Raw genomic sequence first — 18,279 nt, 5'->3', positions numbered from 1 at the left:
GTTGCCTGTTTTTCACCCACCGGGTCCCCACGCTCAGCCGGTTCGCCGTATTCGCCCGATATGGCACTCTGAACGGGGCCAGGTAGAGGAGGAACCCGCGTGAGCACGGAGGCGGGCATCGAGGACGACGTGCGCGAGGACGCCGAGCTCATTGCTGCCGCCCGCGGCGGTGACGCTCAGGCGACGGGGGAGCTGTACGAGCGCCACGCCGGCGCGGCGCTCGTCGTCGCCCGCCGGTACACGGACTCGACCGCCGACGCCGAGGACGTCGTCGCGGACGCGTTCTCCGCCGTGTTCCTGGCCCTGCAGCGCGGCAACGGCCCCGACGTGGCCTTCCGCGCCTACCTCTTCACCGTGGTGCGCCGCGTCGCCGGGCTGCAGCGCGACCGCGCGCGGCGGGTGGAACCCACGGACGACGTCGCGAGCCTCGAGGCCGGGACCGCGTGGGCGGGGACCGCCGAGGAGCCCGCGCTCGAGGGCTTCGAGCGCGGTGTCGTCGCGCGGGCGTTCCACGGGCTGCCCGAGCGGTGGCAGGCGGTGCTCTGGCACACCGAGGTCGAGGGTCTGGCGCCCGCGCAGATCGCGCCCCTGCTGGGCCTGACCGCGAACGGTGTGGCCGCCCTCGCGTACCGGGCCCGCGAGGGCCTGCGGCAGGCCTACCTGCAGGAGCACCTGCGCGACCCGCTCGACGATGGGTGTCGCGCAGCGGCGGGCAAGCTTGGCTCGTACGTGCGCGGCGGGCTCGGTGCGCGGGAGACGGCACAGGTGGAGGCGCACCTCGAGGAGTGCGGCGAGTGCCGAGCACTGGTGCTCGAGCTCACGGACGTCAACCACGGCATGCGGGCGATCGTCGCGCCGCTGGTGCTCGGCCTGACGGGCATGGGCGCGCTCGCGTACCTGCTCCCGGTGGGCGGCGGCCTGGCCGCCGGCTCGGCCCTCTCCGCGGGCGGCACGCCGGGCGGCGCCGCGGCGGGCGGCGCGACGAGTACCGCCGCGGCAGGTGGGGCGACCGGCACCGCGGCGGCGACCGCGGGCGGGACGGCGGGCGCGGGCGCTGGCGGGACGGCGACCGTGGGTGCCGCCGGCACCGCCACCGCCGGGGCGGTTGCCGCCGGGGCGGCGGGAGGCGGTGCCGCGGCGTCGGCCGCGAGCGCGGGAGGGGTGGCCGCGTTCCTGGCCGCGATCCCCGCGACCGCGGTGGCCGTCGTCGCGGGCGCCGTCGTCGTCGCCGGGGTCACGACGGCCCTCGTCGTCGGGATCCTGCACGGGCCGGACCGAGGCGCGGCGCCCGGGCCCACCGCGAGCGCGTCCGCCACCCTCGACCAGCCCACCGCGTCGCCGACCGACCCGGGACCGAGCGCCACACCGACGCCGACGCCGACCGCATCGCCGACGGCGACGCCCGAGCCGACACTCGTCCCGGTGCTGCCGCCCGAGTCGGTCCCGGGAGGTGCCCCGACGGCCGAGCCGACCTCGCAGCCGACCGCAGAGCCCACGGCGGAACCGACCGCGGAGCCGACGTCAGAGCCCTCGCCGACCGCCGCGCCGACGGACACCCCCACCGATCCGCCCGCCGAGCCCGCCGAGCTGTCCGTGGTGCTTCCGGACGCGGGCGTCGCGCTGGACGCGGGCGCGGAAGACCAAGAGCTCTCCATCGACGTGGTCAACAGCGGAGGGACGGCGGCGGCCGACCTCGCCGCGGACCTCCAGCTGCCGGCGGGCGTGTGGATCGACGACGTGCTGACGGTCACCAACCCGGGAGCGACCGGCCGGTTCGCCGGCGCGGGAGACCCTGGCTGGGTGTGCACCGGGGGCAGCCGGTCGCCGGCCGCGCACTGCACGCTCGACGTCCTGCCGCCCCACTCCACCGCGAGCCTGGTGCTGCGCGTCTCGGTGGACGAGGACTACGAGGCCGCGGACGGCGTCATCAGCCTGCACGTCAGCGGCGCCGAGCTCGACTTCGACGCGGCACCGATCCCGGTGCGGGTCGCGCCGGCCCCCGCCCGCCTCGCGCTCGTCGAGGAGGTGCGGTCGTTCACGCTGGTGTCTGGCCGACCGACGAGCCTGGTGCTGCCGCTGCGCAACGCGGGCGGTGTGAGCGCCGACCAGCCCCGCGCGACCTTCAGCCTTCCCGACGGCGTCTCCTGGGCGGTCGGCGACGGTGCCTGGACGTGCGACCCCGCGCAGGAGGCCGCCGTCGACGGCGTGACGTGCACGCGCACCACCCCGCTCGCGGCCCGGGCAGCGACCACCCTGGCGCTCGAGCTCACCGCCGGGGAGCCCGACGCGGTGACCGGCGGCCTGGCCGTGACGCTCAGCCCCAACGGCCGGGCTGCACCGACGCCCACGACCATCCCGTACGCCGTCAAGACCCCGGCGCGGCTGGCGGTCTCGGCGAGCGAGCGCGTCGACGTGCTCGGTGGCCACGCGGTGCCGGTCGAGCTCGCGGTGCGCGACCGCGGCGACCTCGACGCGGGCGAGCTCACCGTCACGGCGACGGCCCCGGCGGGCTCGTCGTGGGGCGCCGCCGAGCTCGAGGGCTGGGGGTGCTCGGTCAACGACCGCGTCCAGACCTGCACGCGGGACGGGCTGGCCGCGGGTGCCGAGGCCCCGCTCCGGCTCGCGTTGCGCGGCGACGTCGGCGCCACGGGTGCGCTGGGCGACCTGGTGGTCGCGGTGGCCGCCGACGGCGCGGACCCCGTGGACGACGTGCGCGTGCCCGTGGTCGGCGTCCCGCCCGCGCTGTCCGTCAGCGATGCCGCGGCGCGCCGGCTCGACGGCGGCGACGTGCAGGTCGAGCTGGCGGTCGCGGTCGCCGACGGGTCGGACGCGGCCGGTGTGGTCGTGCGCGCCTCGCTGCCCCGCAACCTCGCCTTCGTGGCGAGCGACGCCTCGACGCCCGGCTGCGCGCTGGCGGACGACGCGCGAGTCGTCGAGTGCCAGCTCGGTGACCTCCCCGCCGGCGGGTCGGTGCCGGTGCTCTTCCACGCGCAGCTGCGTTGGAGCGACCCTGCCGCCCGGGTGGCGCTCGTGGCGCGGTCGGGAGGTGTCGAGAGCGACCGGGTGCTGGTCGCGGTGCCCGCGACGTCCGGCGGCCTGGCCGCGCGCTTCATCGGCAGCGGCATGGCGGTCACCGAGGTCGGCGCGCCCCTCCTGTCGTGCCGCACGAGCGAGAAGGCGTGCGTGAACGTCCTCAACTACGGCACGTCGGACAACAACGGCCTGGCGATGGTGCCGCTCGACGAGGCGGTAGGTCCCGCGCCGGCTCAGCGCACCGGCGTCCCCGTCTCGTCGTCCGCCACCCTGGGCGCCCTGCGCGGGCCGGTGCAGTTCGCCGGCCTGTACTGGGCCGCGAACAAGGTGGCTGCGGACGCGTGGAGCACCGACCGCAGCACGGTGCAGCTGCGCGGACCGGGCGGGGGCTACGTGCCCGTGCGGGGCGAGGTGCTCACCGAGACCACCGACAACGGCGGTCGCTCGTACTACCAGTCGTTCGCCGACGTGACCGACCAGGTCGCCGCGCGCGGCGTGGGCACCTGGTCCGTCGCCGACGCCGCCGTCGCGGTGGGGCGAGGAGACCGAGACCCGACGTACTTCGCGGGGTGGGCCCTCGTGGTGGTCTACGAGGACGGCAGCTCCGCGGACGTGTCCGTGTACGACGGAGGGGCCTGGGTCGGCTCCGCGAGCGCCCCGCCCGTCTTCTCGTTCGCGGGGGCCGCGGGCACCTCCGCCCGCGTGGGGGTCGTGGCCTGGGAGGGCGACTACGGCAGGACCGGGGACGCCCTGCGGCTGAGCAGCCCGTTGTGCGGGGACTCGTGGACAGCGCTGACGCCCACGCGGCTCGGCGGCGGGACGGGGTCGGCGAGCAACGCGTTCGACGCCACGGCGACGGGCTGGCGCGCCGCCAACTCGCTCGGCACGGATGCCAAGGGCTTCCGGCCCGTGACGCTCGCGTGCGACGTGAGCTCGTTGACGGCGACGACCACGGGCGACCAGTACCTCGTCGGCGCGATCACGCTGCGGACCGAGCCGCCGCCCCCGCCCGAGCTAATGGTCGGCGGGCAGCAGTCGTAGCTCGGTGAGCCGGTCGCCGATGCGCCGCACGTCGTCGGACCCGCCGGGAACCAGCGAGAGCGCGGTGACGGTCTCGGCGCCCGGCAGTGCGTCGACCGCCAGCTCGTGCAAGCTCGCGGCGACATCGGCGAGCGCGGTGACCGACGTCGAGTCCGGCACCGCGACGTAGAGGACGAAGCCGGCACGGGGTGCGGGCAACGGGGTGGGCAAGGCCATGGGGATCTCCGGGTGTGCGGTCCGCCAGACGGGGCGGGAGGGTCGGGCCTGAGGGGCGACGTCAGGCCGGACAGCGCAGCGCGCGTACGCCGACGGCAGACGCCGCCGTGGCGTAGTGCGTGGATCGGATCACGCAGCGAGCATCGCACGGCTCGCGGCCGCACCCAAGGGGTTACTCCCGCGGTCTCACGCGGTGGATGGCTCAGACGATGCCGTACAGGCGGTCGCCCGCGTCTCCCAGGCCGGGGACGATGTAGGCCTTGTCGTTGAGCCGCTCGTCGACGGCGGCCACCACGACCGAGACGTCGGCCCGCTCGCCGACGAAGTCCTCGACGACCTTGAGCCCTTCCGGGGCGGCCAGCAGGCACACGGCGGTGACGTCGCGCGCCCCGCGCTGCAGGAGGTAGTCGATCGCGGCCACGAGGGTGCCGCCCGTGGCCAGCATCGGGTCGAGCAGGAAGCACTGCCGGCCCGACAGGTCGTCGGGGAGGCGGTTGGCGTACGTGATCGCCTCGAGCGTCTCCTCGTCGCGCTGCATGCCCAGGAAGCCGACCTCGGCCGTGGGCAGCAGGCGGGTCATGCCGTCGAGCATGCCCAGGCCCGCACGCAGGATCGGCACGACGAGGGGCCGCGGGGAGGCCAGCTTGCGCGCGGTGGTGGTCGTCACCGGCGTCGTGATCTCCACCTCGCGCATGTGCACGTCACGCGTCGCCTCGTAGGCGAGCAGGGTCACCAGCTCGTCGACCAGGAGGCGGAACGTGGCCGAGTGGGTGCTCACGTCCCGCAGGACGGCGAGCTTGTGGTCGACCAGGGGGTGGTTCGCGACGTGCAAGCGCATGGGGCCAACCTACCGGGTGTCCACCTGCTGGGATGCGTGCCGGCTAGGAGATCATGGCGACATGAGCACGCGACCCGAGGCGCCCGCCGACGCTTGGGCGATGGGGGAGGCGTTGGCCGAGGCCGCCCTCGCGCTGGCCACGGACGACGTCCCGGTGGGTGCCGTGGTCCTGGGTCCGGACGGGGCGGTCGTCGGGCGCGGGCACAACGTGCGCGAGGCCGCGGCCGACCCGACCGGGCACGCCGAGGTGGTGGCGCTGCGGCAGGCCGCGCAGACGCTCGGTCGGTGGCGGCTCGACGACTGCACGCTCGTGGTCACGCTCGAGCCCTGCCTCATGTGCGCCGGTGCCACGGTGCTGGCCCGCGTGCCCCGCCTGGTGCTCGGCGCGTGGGACCCGAAGGCCGGCGCGTGCGGCTCGCAGTGGGACGTGGTGCGCGACCGTCGGCTCAACCACCGGGTCGAGGTGGTGGGCGGCGTCCGGGCGCAGGAGAGCTCAGCGCTGCTGGTGCGCTTCTTCGAGGGCCGCCGGCAGGAGCCCGGCCAGGGCGACGAGGGTCTCTGACGTCCCGGCGTGCAAGGTCACGGCGGCGTACCGGTCACCCCGCGTCGCCCCGCGGTTGACGATCACCACCGGCTTGTCGGCACCGGCCGCGTGCCGTACGAACCTCAGTCCGCTCTGCACCGTCAACGACGAGCCCGCCACGAGCAGCACGTCGCCCTCGTCGACCATCGCGTACGCGGCGTCGACCCGGGCCCGCGGGACCGTCTCGCCGAAGTAGACGATGTCGGGCTTGAGCATCCCGCCGCAGACGGGGCAGTCCGCCACGACGAAGTCGGCGGTCTGCTCGATGACGGCGTCGGCGTCGGGCGCGATCTCGATGTCGGCCACCGACTCGGGCGCGAAGTGGGGGTTCAGCGCGGTGAGCCGGTCGGCGAGCTCGCGTCTGCTCATCACGTGCCCGCAGCGCAGGCACACCACGCGGTCGTACCGGCCGTGCAGGTCGATCACGTTGCGCGAGCCCGCGGCCTCGTGCAGCAGGTCCACGTTCTGCGTGATGATCCCGACCACCACGCCCGCCTCCTCGAGCCGCGCCAGCGCGCGATGCCCCTCGTTGGGTTGCGTGCGGCGCACGTGCCGCCAGCCGACGTGGTTGCGAGCCCAGTAGTGCCGGCGGAAGGCCTCGTCGCCCGTGAACTGCTGGAACGTCATGGGAGTTCGGGGTGGGGAGTCCGGCCCCCGGTAGTCGGGGATGCCGGAGTCCGTGGAGACGCCGGCGCCGGTGAGGACCGTGATCCGCCGGCCGGCGAGCAGGGCCAGCGCGTCGTCGAAGTCGGCCTCGGCTGTCACCGATCCACCGTACGTCGAGGCCGCCCGCACCCGCCCGGGCGGCCGGATTCGGAGCATCGGCCCCGACCGGGTACCCTTCTCGGCGAGGTAGCGTGTCCGAGCGGCCTAAGGAGCACGCCTCGAAAGCGTGTGTGGGTGAAAGTCCACCGTGGGTTCAAATCCCACCGCTACCGCCATCGATCGAACCCCTCGCAGGAAGCCCAGCGGCTTCTCGCGGGGGGTTCAGTCGTTCGCCCGCCCGTAGCATCGACGCGTGCCCCCTCGCTCCCCGTTGCCCGCCCGGCACGGCCTGAGCGCCGCGTGGCTGCGCACCCCGGACCGGGACCGGTCGCGCACGGACGAGTGGCTCACCATGGGCGCGTGGCTGGCCGACCGGCTGCCCGAGCACGTGGACGTGGCCGGGATGCTCGCGGCGCAACGGTTCGTCGACCAGGACGGCCGGCCGGTGCTCGCCGACGAGCCGTTCCGGCACCACCGCTTCGTCTGGTTCCACCGCGACCTGCGCGACGAGCCGGAGGTGACCTCGCCGATCCACGTCGTGCACCGGGACGAGCGCCTCGTGGTGGTCGACAAGCCGCCGTTCCTGTCCTCCATCCCGCGCGGGCGGCACGTGCGGCAGAGCGTCGTCGTGCGGCTGCGGGCCGAGCTGGGACTACCGGACCTGTCGCCGCTGCACCGTCTGGACCGGGTCACCTCGGGTCTGCTCATGCTGGCGACCGAGCCCCGGTGGCGCGGTCCCTACCAGTCGCTGTTCGAGCGCCGCGCGGTGCACAAGACCTACTGGGCGCTGGCTCCGCTGCGCGAGGACCTGGTGCTCCCCGTCGTCGTGCGCAACCACATCCGCAAGGAGCGCGGCGCGTGGCAGGCGGAGGTGGTACCGGGGGCACCCGTCAACGCCGAGACCTGCATCGAGCTCGAGTCGGAGCGGGAGGGTCACGGCGTGTACCGGCTGACGCCCGCGACGGGTCGCACCCACCAGCTGCGTCTGCACCTGCACGGCCTCGGCATCCCGATCGTCGACGACCCGCTGTACCCCGTGGTGCGGGACGTCGACGTCGACGACTTCAGCCGTCCGCTGCAGCTGCTCGCGGGCCGGATCGCGTTCGCCGACCCGGTCGACGGCAGCGCGCGCGAGTTCCGCAGCGTGCGCCGGCTGCCGTTGAGCAGCTGATCCCGGATCCGTCCGCGCTGGTCATGCGCGCAGCGCGCCCGCGCCAGTAGCCTTCGACCCAGCCGGTGCGAAGTCCGGTCCACGTCCGTCACCGCGTGCAGGAGGGGTCGATGACCGTCCGGTCGGAGCAGCCCCGCACCACCGTGCGTGCGCTGGCTCGCATCTGGTCCTCGTCGCCCGACGCGCGGCGGTTCCGTCGGCCGACCGACGTCCTCCTGCTCCTGTCCTCGCTGCTGTTCCTCGGCCTGCTGAGCCTGCCGGCGCCCGGACCCTCCGGCGCCGACGACGCCCTCGCCACCCTGCTCACCTGGCTGGAACCGGTGTTCGGGTGGCTGTGGAGCGTCGTCTACGCCCTGCTGGCGCTGTGGGGGCTGTGGCTGGTGCTGCTGCCCGCGGCGAGCCGGGGACGTCGACGCCTGCTCGTCGACCAGGCGGCCGCGGCCGTGCTGGCCCTCGCGGGGGCGACGCTCGTCGGGGCGCTCGTGGGCACGGACCCGTCCGACACCATCCACGCGCTGGTCGCGTCCGGCCCACCCGTGGTCTACGTCGCCAGCCGGATCGCGGTCCTCACGGCCGTCGTCGTCGTCGCCTCCCCGCACCTGGCCCGGCCCTGGCGCTACGCCAGCCGCCTGGTGATCGGGCTCGGCGCGCTCGCGGCGATCGGGCTCGGCACCACCAACCTGCTGGGGGCGGCTGCCGCGATCGCCGTGGGCACCGCCGCCGCCGCGATCACGCACCTGCTGCTGGGCACCCCCCAGGGCAGGCTGACCGACGAGCAGGTGCAGGTGGCTCTCGCGGACCTCGGCGTGCCGGTGACGCGGGTGGCACCCGCGCCCACGCACGGGTCCGCGAGCACCGTGCTGCTGGCCGAGACGGCGGACGGCACCGCGCTGCGCGTCACGGTGTACGGGCGCGACGCGTGGGACAGCCAGGTGGCGGGGTCGCTGTGGACCGCCCTGACCCGGCGTGGCGGCAGGGCCCACGTGGGCAGCAGCAGGAGGTCACGCGTCGAGCACGAGGCCCTGCTCACGCTGCTCGCGGCGCAGGTGCAGGTGCCGACGCTCGACGTCGTTGCCGTGGGTGTCGCGGTGCAGCGCGACGCGCTGCTGGTCACGAGCAACCCGGCGACGACGCTCGCGGAGCTCGAGCCCGAGCAGCTCACCGACGCGCTGCTGGGCGAGATGTGGCAGGCCGTGGTCAGGCTCAACCGCGCCGGGATCGCGCACGGCCAGATCGACGGCAACCGCGTGGTGATCCGGACGGACGGCACGGCCGCGCTCGCGGACTTCGACGCCGCCCGTCAGGCCGCCGACGAGGGCGACCTGCGCACCGACCAGGCGCGGCTGCTCGTCGCGACCTCGCTGGTCGTCGACCCGGACCGCGCCGTCGCTGCGGCGGTGGCGACCCTGGGCACGGACGGGCTCGCCGAGGTGCTGCCCTACCTGCAGTCCGCCGCCCTGGGACGCGACACCCGCACGGACCTGCGCGAGGAGAACTGGTCGCTCAAGGAGCTGCGGGCCACCGCGGTCGCGGCCGCCGGCGTGGAGGAGCCGCCGCTCGAGCGCCTGCGCCGGGTCACGCCGCGCTCCATCGGCGTGCTGGTGGTCGTCGCGCTGGTGGTCTACTTCGTGGTCACGCTGCTCACGGGCGTCGACTTCGCCAGCGTCGCGGACGCCTTGACGTCCGCCAACTGGGCCTGGGTGCTCGCGGCGCTGCTGCTGACCCCCGTCATCCAGGTGTCGTCGGCCGGGGCGACCCTGGGCGCGACGCTCGCTCGCCTGCGCTACCTGCCCGTGCTGATGCTCCAGTACGCGATCCAGTTCATCGCGCTCGTCATCCCGGCGTCCGCCGCTCGGCTGGCGCTCGAGGTGCGGTTCTTCCAGAAGTTCGGCATCCCGGCCGCGGCCGCGGTCTCGTTCGGCGTGATCGACAGCGTGAGCGGCTTCGTGGTGCAGATGGTGCTGATCGTCGTCATCCTCGTCAGCGGCCTGCCGGGGTTCACGGAGAAGCTGCTGACCGGCCCCAGCGAGGCCGAGTCCGGCGAGACCGACCCCGGCTTGCTGGCGGTCCTGGCCGGGCTGCTGCTGGTGGTCGTGATCGTCACCGTCGCCGTGCCCCGGTTGCGCCGGCGCGTGCGCGAGGCGGTGCCGCGCATCCGCAGCGCGCTCACGGAGCAGGCGCGTGCCGCGCAGTCGACCCTGGGGGTGCTGCGCCGGCCGGACAAGGTGGCGGCGATGCTCGGCGGCAACCTGGGCGTCCAGTTGCTCCAGGCCTGCGTGCTGGCGCTGTGCCTGCACGCGTTCGGCGAGAGCGCGCACTTCTCGCAGCTGATCCTCATCAACACGGCCGTGAGCCTGTTCTCCGGCCTCATGCCCATCCCGGGCGGCATGGGCGTGGCCGAGGCCGGCTTCACGCTGGGGCTCCAGGCGATCGGCATCCCGAGCGCGATCGCGGTGTCGACCGCCATCACGTTCCGGCTGGTCACGTTCTACCTGCCGCCCATCTGGGGCGCTCCGGCGATGCGCTGGCTGCGTCGTCGGGAGTACGTGTGACGAGCCCGGTCGCCCGCCGCGCCGGCCCCCTGCGCCGGCTCTGGTGGCGGGCGCTGGACTACACCGCCGTGGGCTGGTGGCAGACGGTGGCGGTGCTGTCCCGCACGCACCCGGAGGCGTTCGCGAGCGCCCCGGCGGGCGCGCCCACGGTGGTGCTGCTGCCCGGGGTGTACGAGCCGTGGCGGTTCCTGCTGCCGTGGGCGCGCCTGCTGCACCAGCGCGGCGCGTCGGTGCACACGATGCCCGAGCTGGGGCTGAACCGCGGCAGCATCCCCGCCGCGGCGACCGCGCTCGGTCGCTACCTGGCCGACCGTGACCTGCGCGGCGTGACGCTCGTGGCCCACAGCAAGGGCGGGCTCATCGGCAAGCTGGCCATGGCGCAGGAGGACCCCGACGGTCGCATCGCCGAGCTGATCGCGGTGAACACCCCGTTTGCCGGCTCACGCTACGCGCGCTGGTTCCCCGTGCGGGCGGTGCGGGCGTTCGTGCCCACCAACGCCACCATCCTCGCGCTGGCCACCGAGCACGGCGCCAACGCCCGGATCACGTCGGCGCACAGCTTCTGGGACCCGCACGTGCCGGAGGGCAGCGAGCTGGCCGGAGCCGTGGACGTGGTCCTCGAGACGCCCGGTCACTTCCGTCCGATGACCGACCCGGTGCTGGTCGAGCTGCTCCTCGCGCGCGTCGGCTGACGGCTCAGGGGTCGCGGGGCAGCTGCAGGACGCGGGTGAAGCCGGGCTCGTCGGGGTCGTCGGCGATCTCGACCCCGTCGAGCCACGACTCGATGACGTGCGCCAGCTCGCCGGGATGGCTGAAGTTGATCGCGTGCGCGGCGCCCTCGATGAGCGCGACGGTGATGTGGTCGGGCGCGAGCCGACCCACCTCGCGCACGCGGTACGGCGGCGCCATGAACGGGTCGCGGCTGCCGATCACCGCGAGCGCCGGCACGGGCGTGTGCAGCAGCCGGTCGAGCGACGGGAACCGCGTGAGCTCGCTGAACAGGTTGAACGCGTTGACGGGCCCGAACCTCAGGTAGTCCGGCACGGCGATCCGGGCCATGCGCGGGCTCTCACGCACGCCGTCGACCGCGAGCTGCTTGAGGGCCCGTCGGAACGGCTGGTTGTGCACGCCGCCGGCGGGCGAGACGAGCACGAGGCGGTCGACGCGCTCGGGCGCGGCGTGGGCGAGCTCGAGCGTGACGGGGCAGCCCATCGAGTTCCCGACGAGCACCACGCGCTCGAGCTCGAGCGCGTCCAGGATCTCCACCAGGGCGACCGCGAGGGCGGGGATGCCGAGCGTGAAGTCGCGTCGCTCGCTGCGCCCGTACCCCGGCAGGTCCGGCACGACGTTCATGGCGCGGCCGGCCAGGCGCCGCGCCGTGGGCATCAGGTAGGCGCCCGAGATGGCGAACCCGTGCACGTGCACGATGGGCGTCGCACCGTCCACCGGGGTGCTCACCCGGTACGCCACGCGATGACCGTCGACCTCGAGCGACTTCTCGCTCCATCCCGTTGCGTCCGCCGCCATGCCCTGATGGTGGCAGGCGAGCGCGGATCGCGCGACGCCCTGCTCGGCGCGCCGGTCCCTGCCCGGTGTGCCGCTTTCATCCTCATGTCGCCGGGCGGTCGTCTGCCTGTCGTCGAGCAGAGGTTCGGTCGACCCATGAGAAGACGAGCGACCCTCTCCGTCCTGGCCACCGCGGTGGCCGCCGCCCTCCTGCCCATCGCGACCCCCGCCGTCGCCGCGGACCGCCCGGGCCCCACCGTCGTGCAGCCCACACTTGTCGCGCGCGCGACGCTGTCCGCCGACTACCTCGCCGCCGGGCCGCAGTCCGGTGCGCTCGCCACCCCCGCGAACGGCCGCCCGGGGCCGTTCGCCGGCCAGGTGATCCCCGGGTTCTCCGGCGTGGTCGATGCGGGTGACGGCACGTTCTGGGCGATGCCGGACAACGGCTTCGGCAGCAAGGCCAACTCCGCGGACTTCCTGCTTCGGCTGTACCACGTGACCCCGAAGTGGCAGACGGACCGCGGTGGCGCCGGGGCGATCAAGGTCGGCACGTTCATCTCGTTGCGCGACCCCGACCACCGCATCGACTTCCCCATCGTGCACGGCGACACCAGGCAACGGCTGCTGACCGGCGCGGACTTCGACGTCGAGTCGGTGGTGCGCCAGAAGGACGGGAGCTTCTGGATCGGCGAGGAGTTCGGGCCGTTCCTGCTGCACGTCGACGCCACGGGCAAGCTGCTCTCCGTTCCGGTGCCCTTCCCGGCCGGGAAGTCGCCGCAGAACCCGTACCTCGCAGCCGGTGAGACGCCGCGCATCAAGGCCAGTCGAGGGTTCGAGGCGATGGCCGGCTCGAAGGACGGTCGCTACCTGTACCCGATCACCGAGGGCGCCTTCGTCGACGACCCGCTGCAGCGTCGACGCACCATCTCCGAGTTCGACACTCGCACGCAGCGCTACACGGGCGTGACGTGGGCGTACCAGACCGACCAGGACGCGAACGTGGTGGGCGATGCGTTCGCCACCGGCCGGCACCGGATGCTCGTCATCGAGCGCGACGACTTCCAGGGCGAGGCGTCCGTCATCAAGCGCGTCTACGCGCTGGACCTCGATCGCCGCGACGTCGACGGCTTCGTCCGCAAGATGCTCGTCCTCGACGCGTTGAAGATCGCCAACCCGCACCACATCGGCGGGGGCGACGGCTACGGCACGGGCGACCCGTTCTCGCTCCCCGTGCAGTCGTTCGAGACCGTGGTGCAGCTCGCCGACGGTCGGCTGCTGATCGCCAACGACAACAACTACCCGGGCAACGCGGCACGGGTCGCCGGCAAGCCCGACGACACGGAGATGGCCATCGTCGACCTGCGCCGGGTCCGCGCGCCGCGCGCGAGCGAGACGACCGTCATCGGGCACCGCGGGGCGAGCGGGTACAGGCCCGAGCACACGATCGCGTCGTACGAGACCGCGATCCGGATGTGCGCCGACTTCATCGAGCCCGACGTGGTCTCCACCAAGGACGGCGTGCTCGTCGCTCGGCACGAGAACGAGATCGGCGGCACCACGAACGTGGCCGACCACCCCGAGTTCGCCGCACTGCGCACCACGAAGGTCATCGACGGGCGCAGCCTGACGGGGTGGTTCACGGAGGACTTCACGTTCGCCCAGCTCAAGACGCTGAGGGCGAAGGAGCGTCTGCCTCAGGTGCGACCTGCCAACACGGCGTTCGACGGGCTGTACGAGATCCCGACCCTGGACGAGGTGATCGACCTGGCCCGGCACTCGGTCTCCTGCGACGGCAAGCAGGTGGGCGTCTACCCCGAGACGAAGCACCCGACGTACTTCGACTCGCTCGGGCTCTCGCTCGAGGAGCCCCTCGTCGCGCAGCTCAAGGCCAACGGCCTCGACCGGCGCAAGGCGCCCGTGCGGGTGCAGAGCTTCGAGACGGGCAACCTGCGCGAGCTGTCCCACCTGACCAGGGCCCCGCTGGTGCAGCTGGTGGACTGCTCGGGCGCGCCGTTCGACCTCGTGGCGGCCGGTGACCCCCGGACGTACCGCGAGCTCGTCACCGCGCCGGGACTGGCCTCGATCGCGACCTACGCCGACGGCGTCGGCCTGTGCAAGGACCTCATGATCCCGCGCACGGCGGCCGGCACGCTCGGCACGCCGACCACCGTGATCCGCCACGCGCACCGCGTGGGCCTCGAGGTGCACGGGTGGACGTTCCGCCGGGAGAACCAGTTCCTGCCCGCGGAGTACCGGGTGGGCACCGACCCGAACGGCGTGGGGGACCTCGCCGGTGAGATCCGCGCCTTCGTCCGCATCGGCCTGGACGGGGTGTTCAGCGACAACCCGGACGTGGCGGTGGCAGCCGTGAGCTGACCGGCTCGGATGCCCGCGGCGGCCTGCTGCGGGCATCCGGCCTGGTTCCGCTGAAAGGACATGCCGAGTCGGGCCAGGTCAGGGGCAGGGGGGCTGGTTCGGGGTGGGCTCGGGTCATGCCGTAGGTCATCGACCCCGGCGTCGGGACCTCGACGGTCCGGGTCAGTCCGAGCCGGGTGACATGGAGCCTGACGTCGTAGGTACCGACCGACTGGACCCCGCTGAAACCGGCACACGCCAGGGTCATGGAGTAGACCACCCCGAACTGTTGCCGGGTGCCACCGTCAGCAGCTCCGTGTCGGCGGTCGACGAGCCACCTTCCGCGGGGATCGCGTGCAGATGAGCACCGAGCCGGAGGTCGCCGCCCTCGTCCGGCGCGACGCGCACGACGACAGGCACGGGACCCTCGTTGCGGTACGACCACTCGTCATCTGTCCCCCTGGGCGTGGTCGCGCGGTCACGTTAGCCCCCAGCCGCCGGGCACGAACGAGAAATGCCCCGCCAGCAGGGCCGGCGGGGCATCTCGTCGATCATCGTCCGTGGTCGGTGCGTCACCCGGCCGAGGCGCTCCGCACGTCCCGTCGCAGGTAGTTCCAGGCGAGCAGCGCGCACACGATGCCGTTGGCGAGCCCGACGAGCACGTCCGACAGGCTGTGCATGCCGCGGTAGAGGCGGGCGGTGCCCATCGTCAGCGGCGCCAGCAGCAGCAGCACCGTGACGACCACGCGCAGCGCGCGGTTCGGGATGCGCTGGGCGACGAGCGCCAGGGTCACGTACAGGGCGGTCGACGCCCCGGTGTGCCCGCTCGGGTAGCTCGAGGTGGGGGGCGCGTCGTCGAGGTGGTCGACGTCGGGTCGTTCGCGACCCACGACGAGGGAGGAGGTGAGGAACACCGCTGCCTGCAGGCCGATGGCCAGGCCCGGGATGACCGCGAACCACCACTGCCTGGTCCAGATCAGCAGCGCGGCCATGGTGAGGAACGCCAGCGTGACGACGATCGGGGTGTTGCCGATCTGGCTGATCACGGACGTGACGTCGTTGAGCGCGGGCGTGCGGATCGAGACGAACCACTCGCTGACGGCCTTCTCGCCGGGCAGGTTGTCCAGCGGGCCGGTGATGAGGAACCCGAGGCCCACGATGACCAGCCACAGCCCCACGGCGGGGAGCGCCGCCCGCATGCCGAGGTCGCGCCAGAACTCGCGGCTCGTCGGTCGGCTGGTGTCCAGCTCGTAGCGATGCACGAAGGTGTTCACTCAGGCCTCCGGTTCGTTGCGGGGCGCGGTCCATCCGCGGTACCCGAGGTACGACGCGCCCGAGACGGCCGCGCCGAGCAGCATGCCGCCGACGACGTCGGACGGGTAGTGCGCGCCGAGCAGCACGCGGTCGGCGCTCTGCGCGAGGGTGAGGGCGGCGGCCACCGCGGGAACCGCGACCCGCGCACGGGGACCGAGCGACGGCCACAGCAGCAGGGTGACGGCGGTGCCGGTCGCCGCGGCGGCGAACGCGTGGCCGGACGGGAAGGACGTGCCGCCGGCATGGACCAGCGCGTCCTCGACGACGGGGCGCGCGCGCCGCACCAGCTCCTTGGCGAGGTTCGCGATGAGCCACGCGGCCATCAGCGTGCCGAACCCCCACAGGGCGCGCCCGGGCTTGTGCTGGCGACGCCACACCCACAGGCACACCAGCGACCCGCCCAGGTAGACCCACGTGGGCTGGAACGCCTGCTGCCAGGTGACCAGCGCGTCCCTCAGCCCGGCGTGGGCTCGCGTGAAGTCGGTGGCCTCGACGATCGCGTGCCGGTCCCAGCGCACGATCGGGCCGACGTCGGAGCGCACGACGTAGGCGAGGGCGGCGACGGGCAGGCCGACGGCCAGGGCGAGGCCACCCGCTCGCAGGAGAGCGGGCCACGGCATTCGGGCTCGGCGCACGCCAGGAGGGTATGGGCGCGGAGCCGGATGCGCGCGCCGAGTGTCTAGCCGGGCGTCTCGGCGGGCGTCTTGGCGAGCCGCGTGGACACGCGTTGACATCGCCGAGCGGCCGTGGATACATTTCCTACCGAATCAGTCGGGATTAAAGCGAGGGGGATGCGCCGTGACCGTCGCCTCCATGCCCCGCTCCTGTTGTCGCTGTTGTCGCTGAGCCGACGACCCATCGCGCCCGTCTCCTGACGCGAGCGCGCCCGTGCGACCGACTGGATCCCCTCATGACCTTCCTCAACCACGCCCACATCGGCCTCGACCTGACCGAGACCCGCGCCCGCGCCGCGTCCTGGAAGGACGTCGGATCGACGGCGGCGCGCCCGTTCGACGGCGCGCACGTGCTCGAGCTGGTGGCCCTCGCCGAGCGCGGCACGCTCGACTTCGTGCTGTTCGACGACGACTTCACGCTGCAGGCCTCGCGCAACACGACCCTGCGCGGCAGGCTCGACCCCGCCCTGATCGCCGCTCGGCTGGGGCCGCGGTCGCGGGGCATCGGGCTCGTGGCGAGCGTGGGCACGCGCCACACCGACCCGCGCGACGTGGCCCAGGCCGTGGCGTCGATCGATCGCGCGAGCGGCGGCCGCGCCGCGTGGCAGCTGGGCGGCACGGACGTCGACCAGGGCGACGACGTCGCTGCGGCCGTGGCGAGCGGCGGCCACCGCCTCGACGTCGCCGCGGAGCAGGTGCTGCGGTCCTGGGACCGGTGGGACGGAGCCGTGCCGCAGCCGGCGCTCGCGGGCCGGGGCAGCTACGTCGACGTCGAAGGCATCCACTTCGCCGCCAGCGCGCGCGGTGCCACGCCGCCCCCGCCGCAGGGGCGTCCGCCCATCGTGGTGCGACTGGGCGCTGCGGGGTCCCTCGATGTGGCTGCCCGGTTCGCCGACGTGGTGCGCATCCGCGCCACCGGTCGGGCCGAGGCTCAGGCACGCACGGCACAGGTGCTCGACGCGGTGGCGGGCGCGGGCCGCGACCCGCGCGACGTGCGCGTGCTGGTCGACGCGTTCGTCGTGCTGGCCGCCGACGAGGCGAGCGCGCGCGCCCGGCTCGAGCTGGTGGCCGAGCTCGACGGGGTCGCGGGTGATGCGGCCTCGCTGGTGCACGCCGGCACGGCCGAGGACCTGGCCGACCTCGTGGGCGACTGGGTCGAGAGCGGCGCCGCGGACGGCTTCACGGTGCGGCCGGCGTCCCTGCGCACCGACCTCCACGAGCTCGTCGAGCACACCGTGCCGGCGCTGCGGGCGGCCGGGCTGTTCCGCGACTTCTACCCGGGTACCACGCTGCGCGACACGCTCGGCCTGGCCGGTCAGGAGGCTCTCGCGGTCAGCGCGTGAACGCGCGCCTCGGTGTCTAGGCTCGCCGTGTGACGGATCTGCACCGCATCGCGTCAGCGCATCTCGGCAACCTGCGTGACATCGGGGGACGGGGGACGGCGGACGGCCACCGGGTCGCCACCGGTGTCGCGTACCGCTCAGCGGAGCTGGTCGACGAGGCGATCGTCGACGACCCCGACCTGGCGGCGCTGGCGATCCGCACCGTGGTCGACCTGCGCACGGCCGACGAGCGCCGCACGCGCCCCGACCGCGTGCCCGCGGGAGCGCAGCTGGTGGAGCTGGACGTGCTCGCGGACCTGCCCACGGGGGCCGCGGCTCAGGTGGCCGCCCTCTTCGGTCAGCCGGGTGGACTCGCGCACGGCCTCGCCGGCGTGGACCTCGGCGAGCAGATGCGGACCACCTACCGCGCGCTCGTGAGCAGCGCGTCCGCGCGCAAGGCGTACGCGGCCTTCGTGCGCCTGGTCGTCGACCCCGAGCGTGTCCCCCTGATCTTCCACTGCACGGCGGGCAAGGACCGCACGGGCTGGGCGGCGACGATCCTGCTGCTGGCGGCGGGAGTGACGCGTGAGCAGGCGAGCGAGGAGTTCCTGGCGGTGAACCCCGCCGTCCACGCGGCCTACGCGCCCCTGCTGTCGCAGGTCGAGGCCGGCGGTGGCGACCCCGGCGTGCTCGTGCCGCTGCTCGAGGTGCGGGCCGACTACCTGCAGGCCGCGTTCGACGAGATGGACCGCGTGCACGGCTCGTTCGCGGGCTACCTGCGCGAGGGCGTGGGCCTCTCGGAGATCGAGATCGAGGCGCTGGGCAGGACCCTGCGCGCCGGTTAGTCCGATCGGGTGGTCCGATATGTCCGATCTTGCCGGTTCCGGTGGGCGGCCTGACGATGGGGTG

At 74.0% G+C, this 18,279-nt stretch carries 14 protein-coding genes and 1 tRNA gene; 9 read left to right on the top strand and 6 right to left on the bottom strand.

Annotated features, from left to right (window positions below; all coding sequences use genetic code 11):
- Positions 1-99: 99 nt before the first annotated feature.
- On the top strand, positions 100-4,074 hold the full coding sequence (locus QRT05_RS00730) for a sigma-70 family RNA polymerase sigma factor (RefSeq protein WP_289444242.1): 3,975 nt from the start codon (positions 100-102) through the stop codon (positions 4,072-4,074).
- On the opposite strand, the gene QRT05_RS00725 is transcribed toward QRT05_RS00730, so the two are convergent.
- The gene (locus QRT05_RS00725; protein WP_289444241.1) at positions 4,048-4,290 is read right to left on the bottom strand and encodes a hypothetical protein; all 243 of its coding nucleotides are present in this window, start codon (positions 4,288-4,290) and stop codon (positions 4,048-4,050) included. The genes QRT05_RS00730 and QRT05_RS00725 overlap by 27 nt on opposite strands.
- 202 nt (positions 4,291-4,492) lie before the next feature.
- Complete coding sequence (upp, locus tag QRT05_RS00720) at positions 4,493-5,128, bottom strand: uracil phosphoribosyltransferase (protein WP_289444239.1); 636 nt, start codon at positions 5,126-5,128, stop codon at positions 4,493-4,495.
- Positions 5,129-5,189: 61 nt separating this feature from the next.
- On the opposite strand from upp, the gene tadA reads away from it, so the two are divergent.
- Positions 5,190-5,690, top strand: coding sequence for a tRNA adenosine(34) deaminase TadA (gene tadA, locus QRT05_RS00715; RefSeq protein ID WP_289444237.1), 501 nt, complete (start codon positions 5,190-5,192; stop codon positions 5,688-5,690).
- Here the strand turns inward: tadA and QRT05_RS00710 are convergent.
- A complete protein-coding gene (locus tag QRT05_RS00710; RefSeq protein WP_289444236.1) occupies positions 5,622-6,476 on the bottom strand; it encodes a Sir2 family NAD-dependent protein deacetylase in 855 nt (284 codons plus the stop codon). The two genes, tadA and QRT05_RS00710, sit on opposite strands and share 69 nt — an antisense overlap.
- An 86-nt stretch (positions 6,477-6,562) precedes the next feature.
- On the opposite strand from QRT05_RS00710, the gene QRT05_RS00705 reads away from it, so the two are divergent.
- The 4 genes from QRT05_RS00705 (at position 6,563) to QRT05_RS00690 (ending at position 10,891) form a co-directional block, all read left to right on the top strand.
- Positions 6,563-6,652: transfer RNA gene (locus QRT05_RS00705), tRNA-Ser, on the top strand.
- A 77-nt stretch (positions 6,653-6,729) separates the two neighbouring features.
- Entirely contained in the window at positions 6,730-7,647 is a 918-nt protein-coding gene (locus tag QRT05_RS00700; protein WP_289444235.1) for a pseudouridine synthase, read from the top strand.
- Between the two features lie 110 nt (positions 7,648-7,757).
- Positions 7,758-10,199, top strand: coding sequence for a lysylphosphatidylglycerol synthase transmembrane domain-containing protein (locus tag QRT05_RS00695; RefSeq protein WP_289444234.1), 2,442 nt, complete (start codon positions 7,758-7,760; stop codon positions 10,197-10,199).
- On the top strand, positions 10,196-10,891 hold the full coding sequence (locus QRT05_RS00690) for an esterase/lipase family protein (protein ID WP_289444233.1): 696 nt from the start codon (positions 10,196-10,198) through the stop codon (positions 10,889-10,891). Before QRT05_RS00695 ends, QRT05_RS00690 begins: the two co-directional genes overlap by 4 nt.
- Positions 10,892-10,895: 4 nt before the next feature.
- Here the strand turns inward: QRT05_RS00690 and QRT05_RS00685 are convergent, their stop codons facing one another.
- Positions 10,896-11,726, bottom strand: coding sequence for an alpha/beta fold hydrolase (locus QRT05_RS00685; RefSeq protein ID WP_289444232.1), 831 nt, complete (start codon positions 11,724-11,726; stop codon positions 10,896-10,898).
- Positions 11,727-11,861: 135 nt separating this feature from the next.
- Between QRT05_RS00685 and QRT05_RS00680 the strand changes: the two genes are divergently transcribed.
- On the top strand, positions 11,862-14,081 hold the full coding sequence (locus QRT05_RS00680; RefSeq protein ID WP_289444231.1) for an esterase-like activity of phytase family protein: 2,220 nt from the start codon (positions 11,862-11,864) through the stop codon (positions 14,079-14,081).
- A gap of 551 nt (positions 14,082-14,632) precedes the next feature.
- On the opposite strand, the gene QRT05_RS00675 is transcribed toward QRT05_RS00680, so the two are convergent.
- Together QRT05_RS00675 and QRT05_RS00670 are read right to left on the bottom strand one after the other, a co-directional pair.
- The gene (locus tag QRT05_RS00675) at positions 14,633-15,334 is read right to left on the bottom strand and encodes a phosphatase PAP2 family protein (protein ID WP_289444230.1); all 702 of its coding nucleotides are present in this window, start codon (positions 15,332-15,334) and stop codon (positions 14,633-14,635) included.
- Positions 15,335-16,009: a phosphatase PAP2 family protein gene (locus QRT05_RS00670; protein ID WP_289444229.1), complete on the bottom strand. Its 675-nt coding sequence runs from the start codon at positions 16,007-16,009 to the stop codon at positions 15,335-15,337.
- A gap of 275 nt (positions 16,010-16,284) precedes the next feature.
- Here QRT05_RS00670 and QRT05_RS00665 point away from each other — a divergent pair, with 275 nt between their 5' ends.
- On the top strand, positions 16,285-17,391 hold the full coding sequence (locus QRT05_RS00665; protein ID WP_289444227.1) for an LLM class flavin-dependent oxidoreductase: 1,107 nt from the start codon (positions 16,285-16,287) through the stop codon (positions 17,389-17,391).
- A gap of 29 nt (positions 17,392-17,420) precedes the next feature.
- Positions 17,421-18,215: a tyrosine-protein phosphatase gene (locus QRT05_RS00660; RefSeq protein ID WP_289444226.1), complete on the top strand. Its 795-nt coding sequence runs from the start codon at positions 17,421-17,423 to the stop codon at positions 18,213-18,215.
- Positions 18,216-18,279 lie beyond the last annotated feature (64 nt).

This window comes from Cellulomonas edaphi (assembly GCF_030362815.1).
Taxonomy (GTDB): domain Bacteria; phylum Actinomycetota; class Actinomycetes; order Actinomycetales; family Cellulomonadaceae; genus Cellulomonas; species Cellulomonas edaphi.
This window is presented reverse-complemented; position numbering and strand designations above follow the sequence as displayed.

Excerpts from the sequence above, each read along its gene's own strand:
- upp (WP_289444239.1), bottom strand. The coding sequence starts at position 5,128 with ATGCGCTTGCACGTCGCGAACCACCCCCTGGTCGACCACAAGCTCGCC.
- QRT05_RS00680 (WP_289444231.1), top strand. The coding sequence starts at position 11,862 with ATGAGAAGACGAGCGACCCTCTCCGTCCTGGCCACCGCGGTGGCCGCC.
- QRT05_RS00685 (WP_289444232.1), bottom strand. The coding sequence starts at position 11,726 with ATGGCGGCGGACGCAACGGGATGGAGCGAGAAGTCGCTCGAGGTCGAC.
- QRT05_RS00665 (WP_289444227.1), top strand. The coding sequence starts at position 16,285 with ATGACCTTCCTCAACCACGCCCACATCGGCCTCGACCTGACCGAGACC.
- tadA (WP_289444237.1), top strand. The coding sequence starts at position 5,190 with ATGAGCACGCGACCCGAGGCGCCCGCCGACGCTTGGGCGATGGGGGAG.
- QRT05_RS00725 (WP_289444241.1), bottom strand. The coding sequence starts at position 4,290 with ATGGCCTTGCCCACCCCGTTGCCCGCACCCCGTGCCGGCTTCGTCCTC.
- QRT05_RS00695 (WP_289444234.1), top strand. The coding sequence starts at position 7,758 with ATGACCGTCCGGTCGGAGCAGCCCCGCACCACCGTGCGTGCGCTGGCT.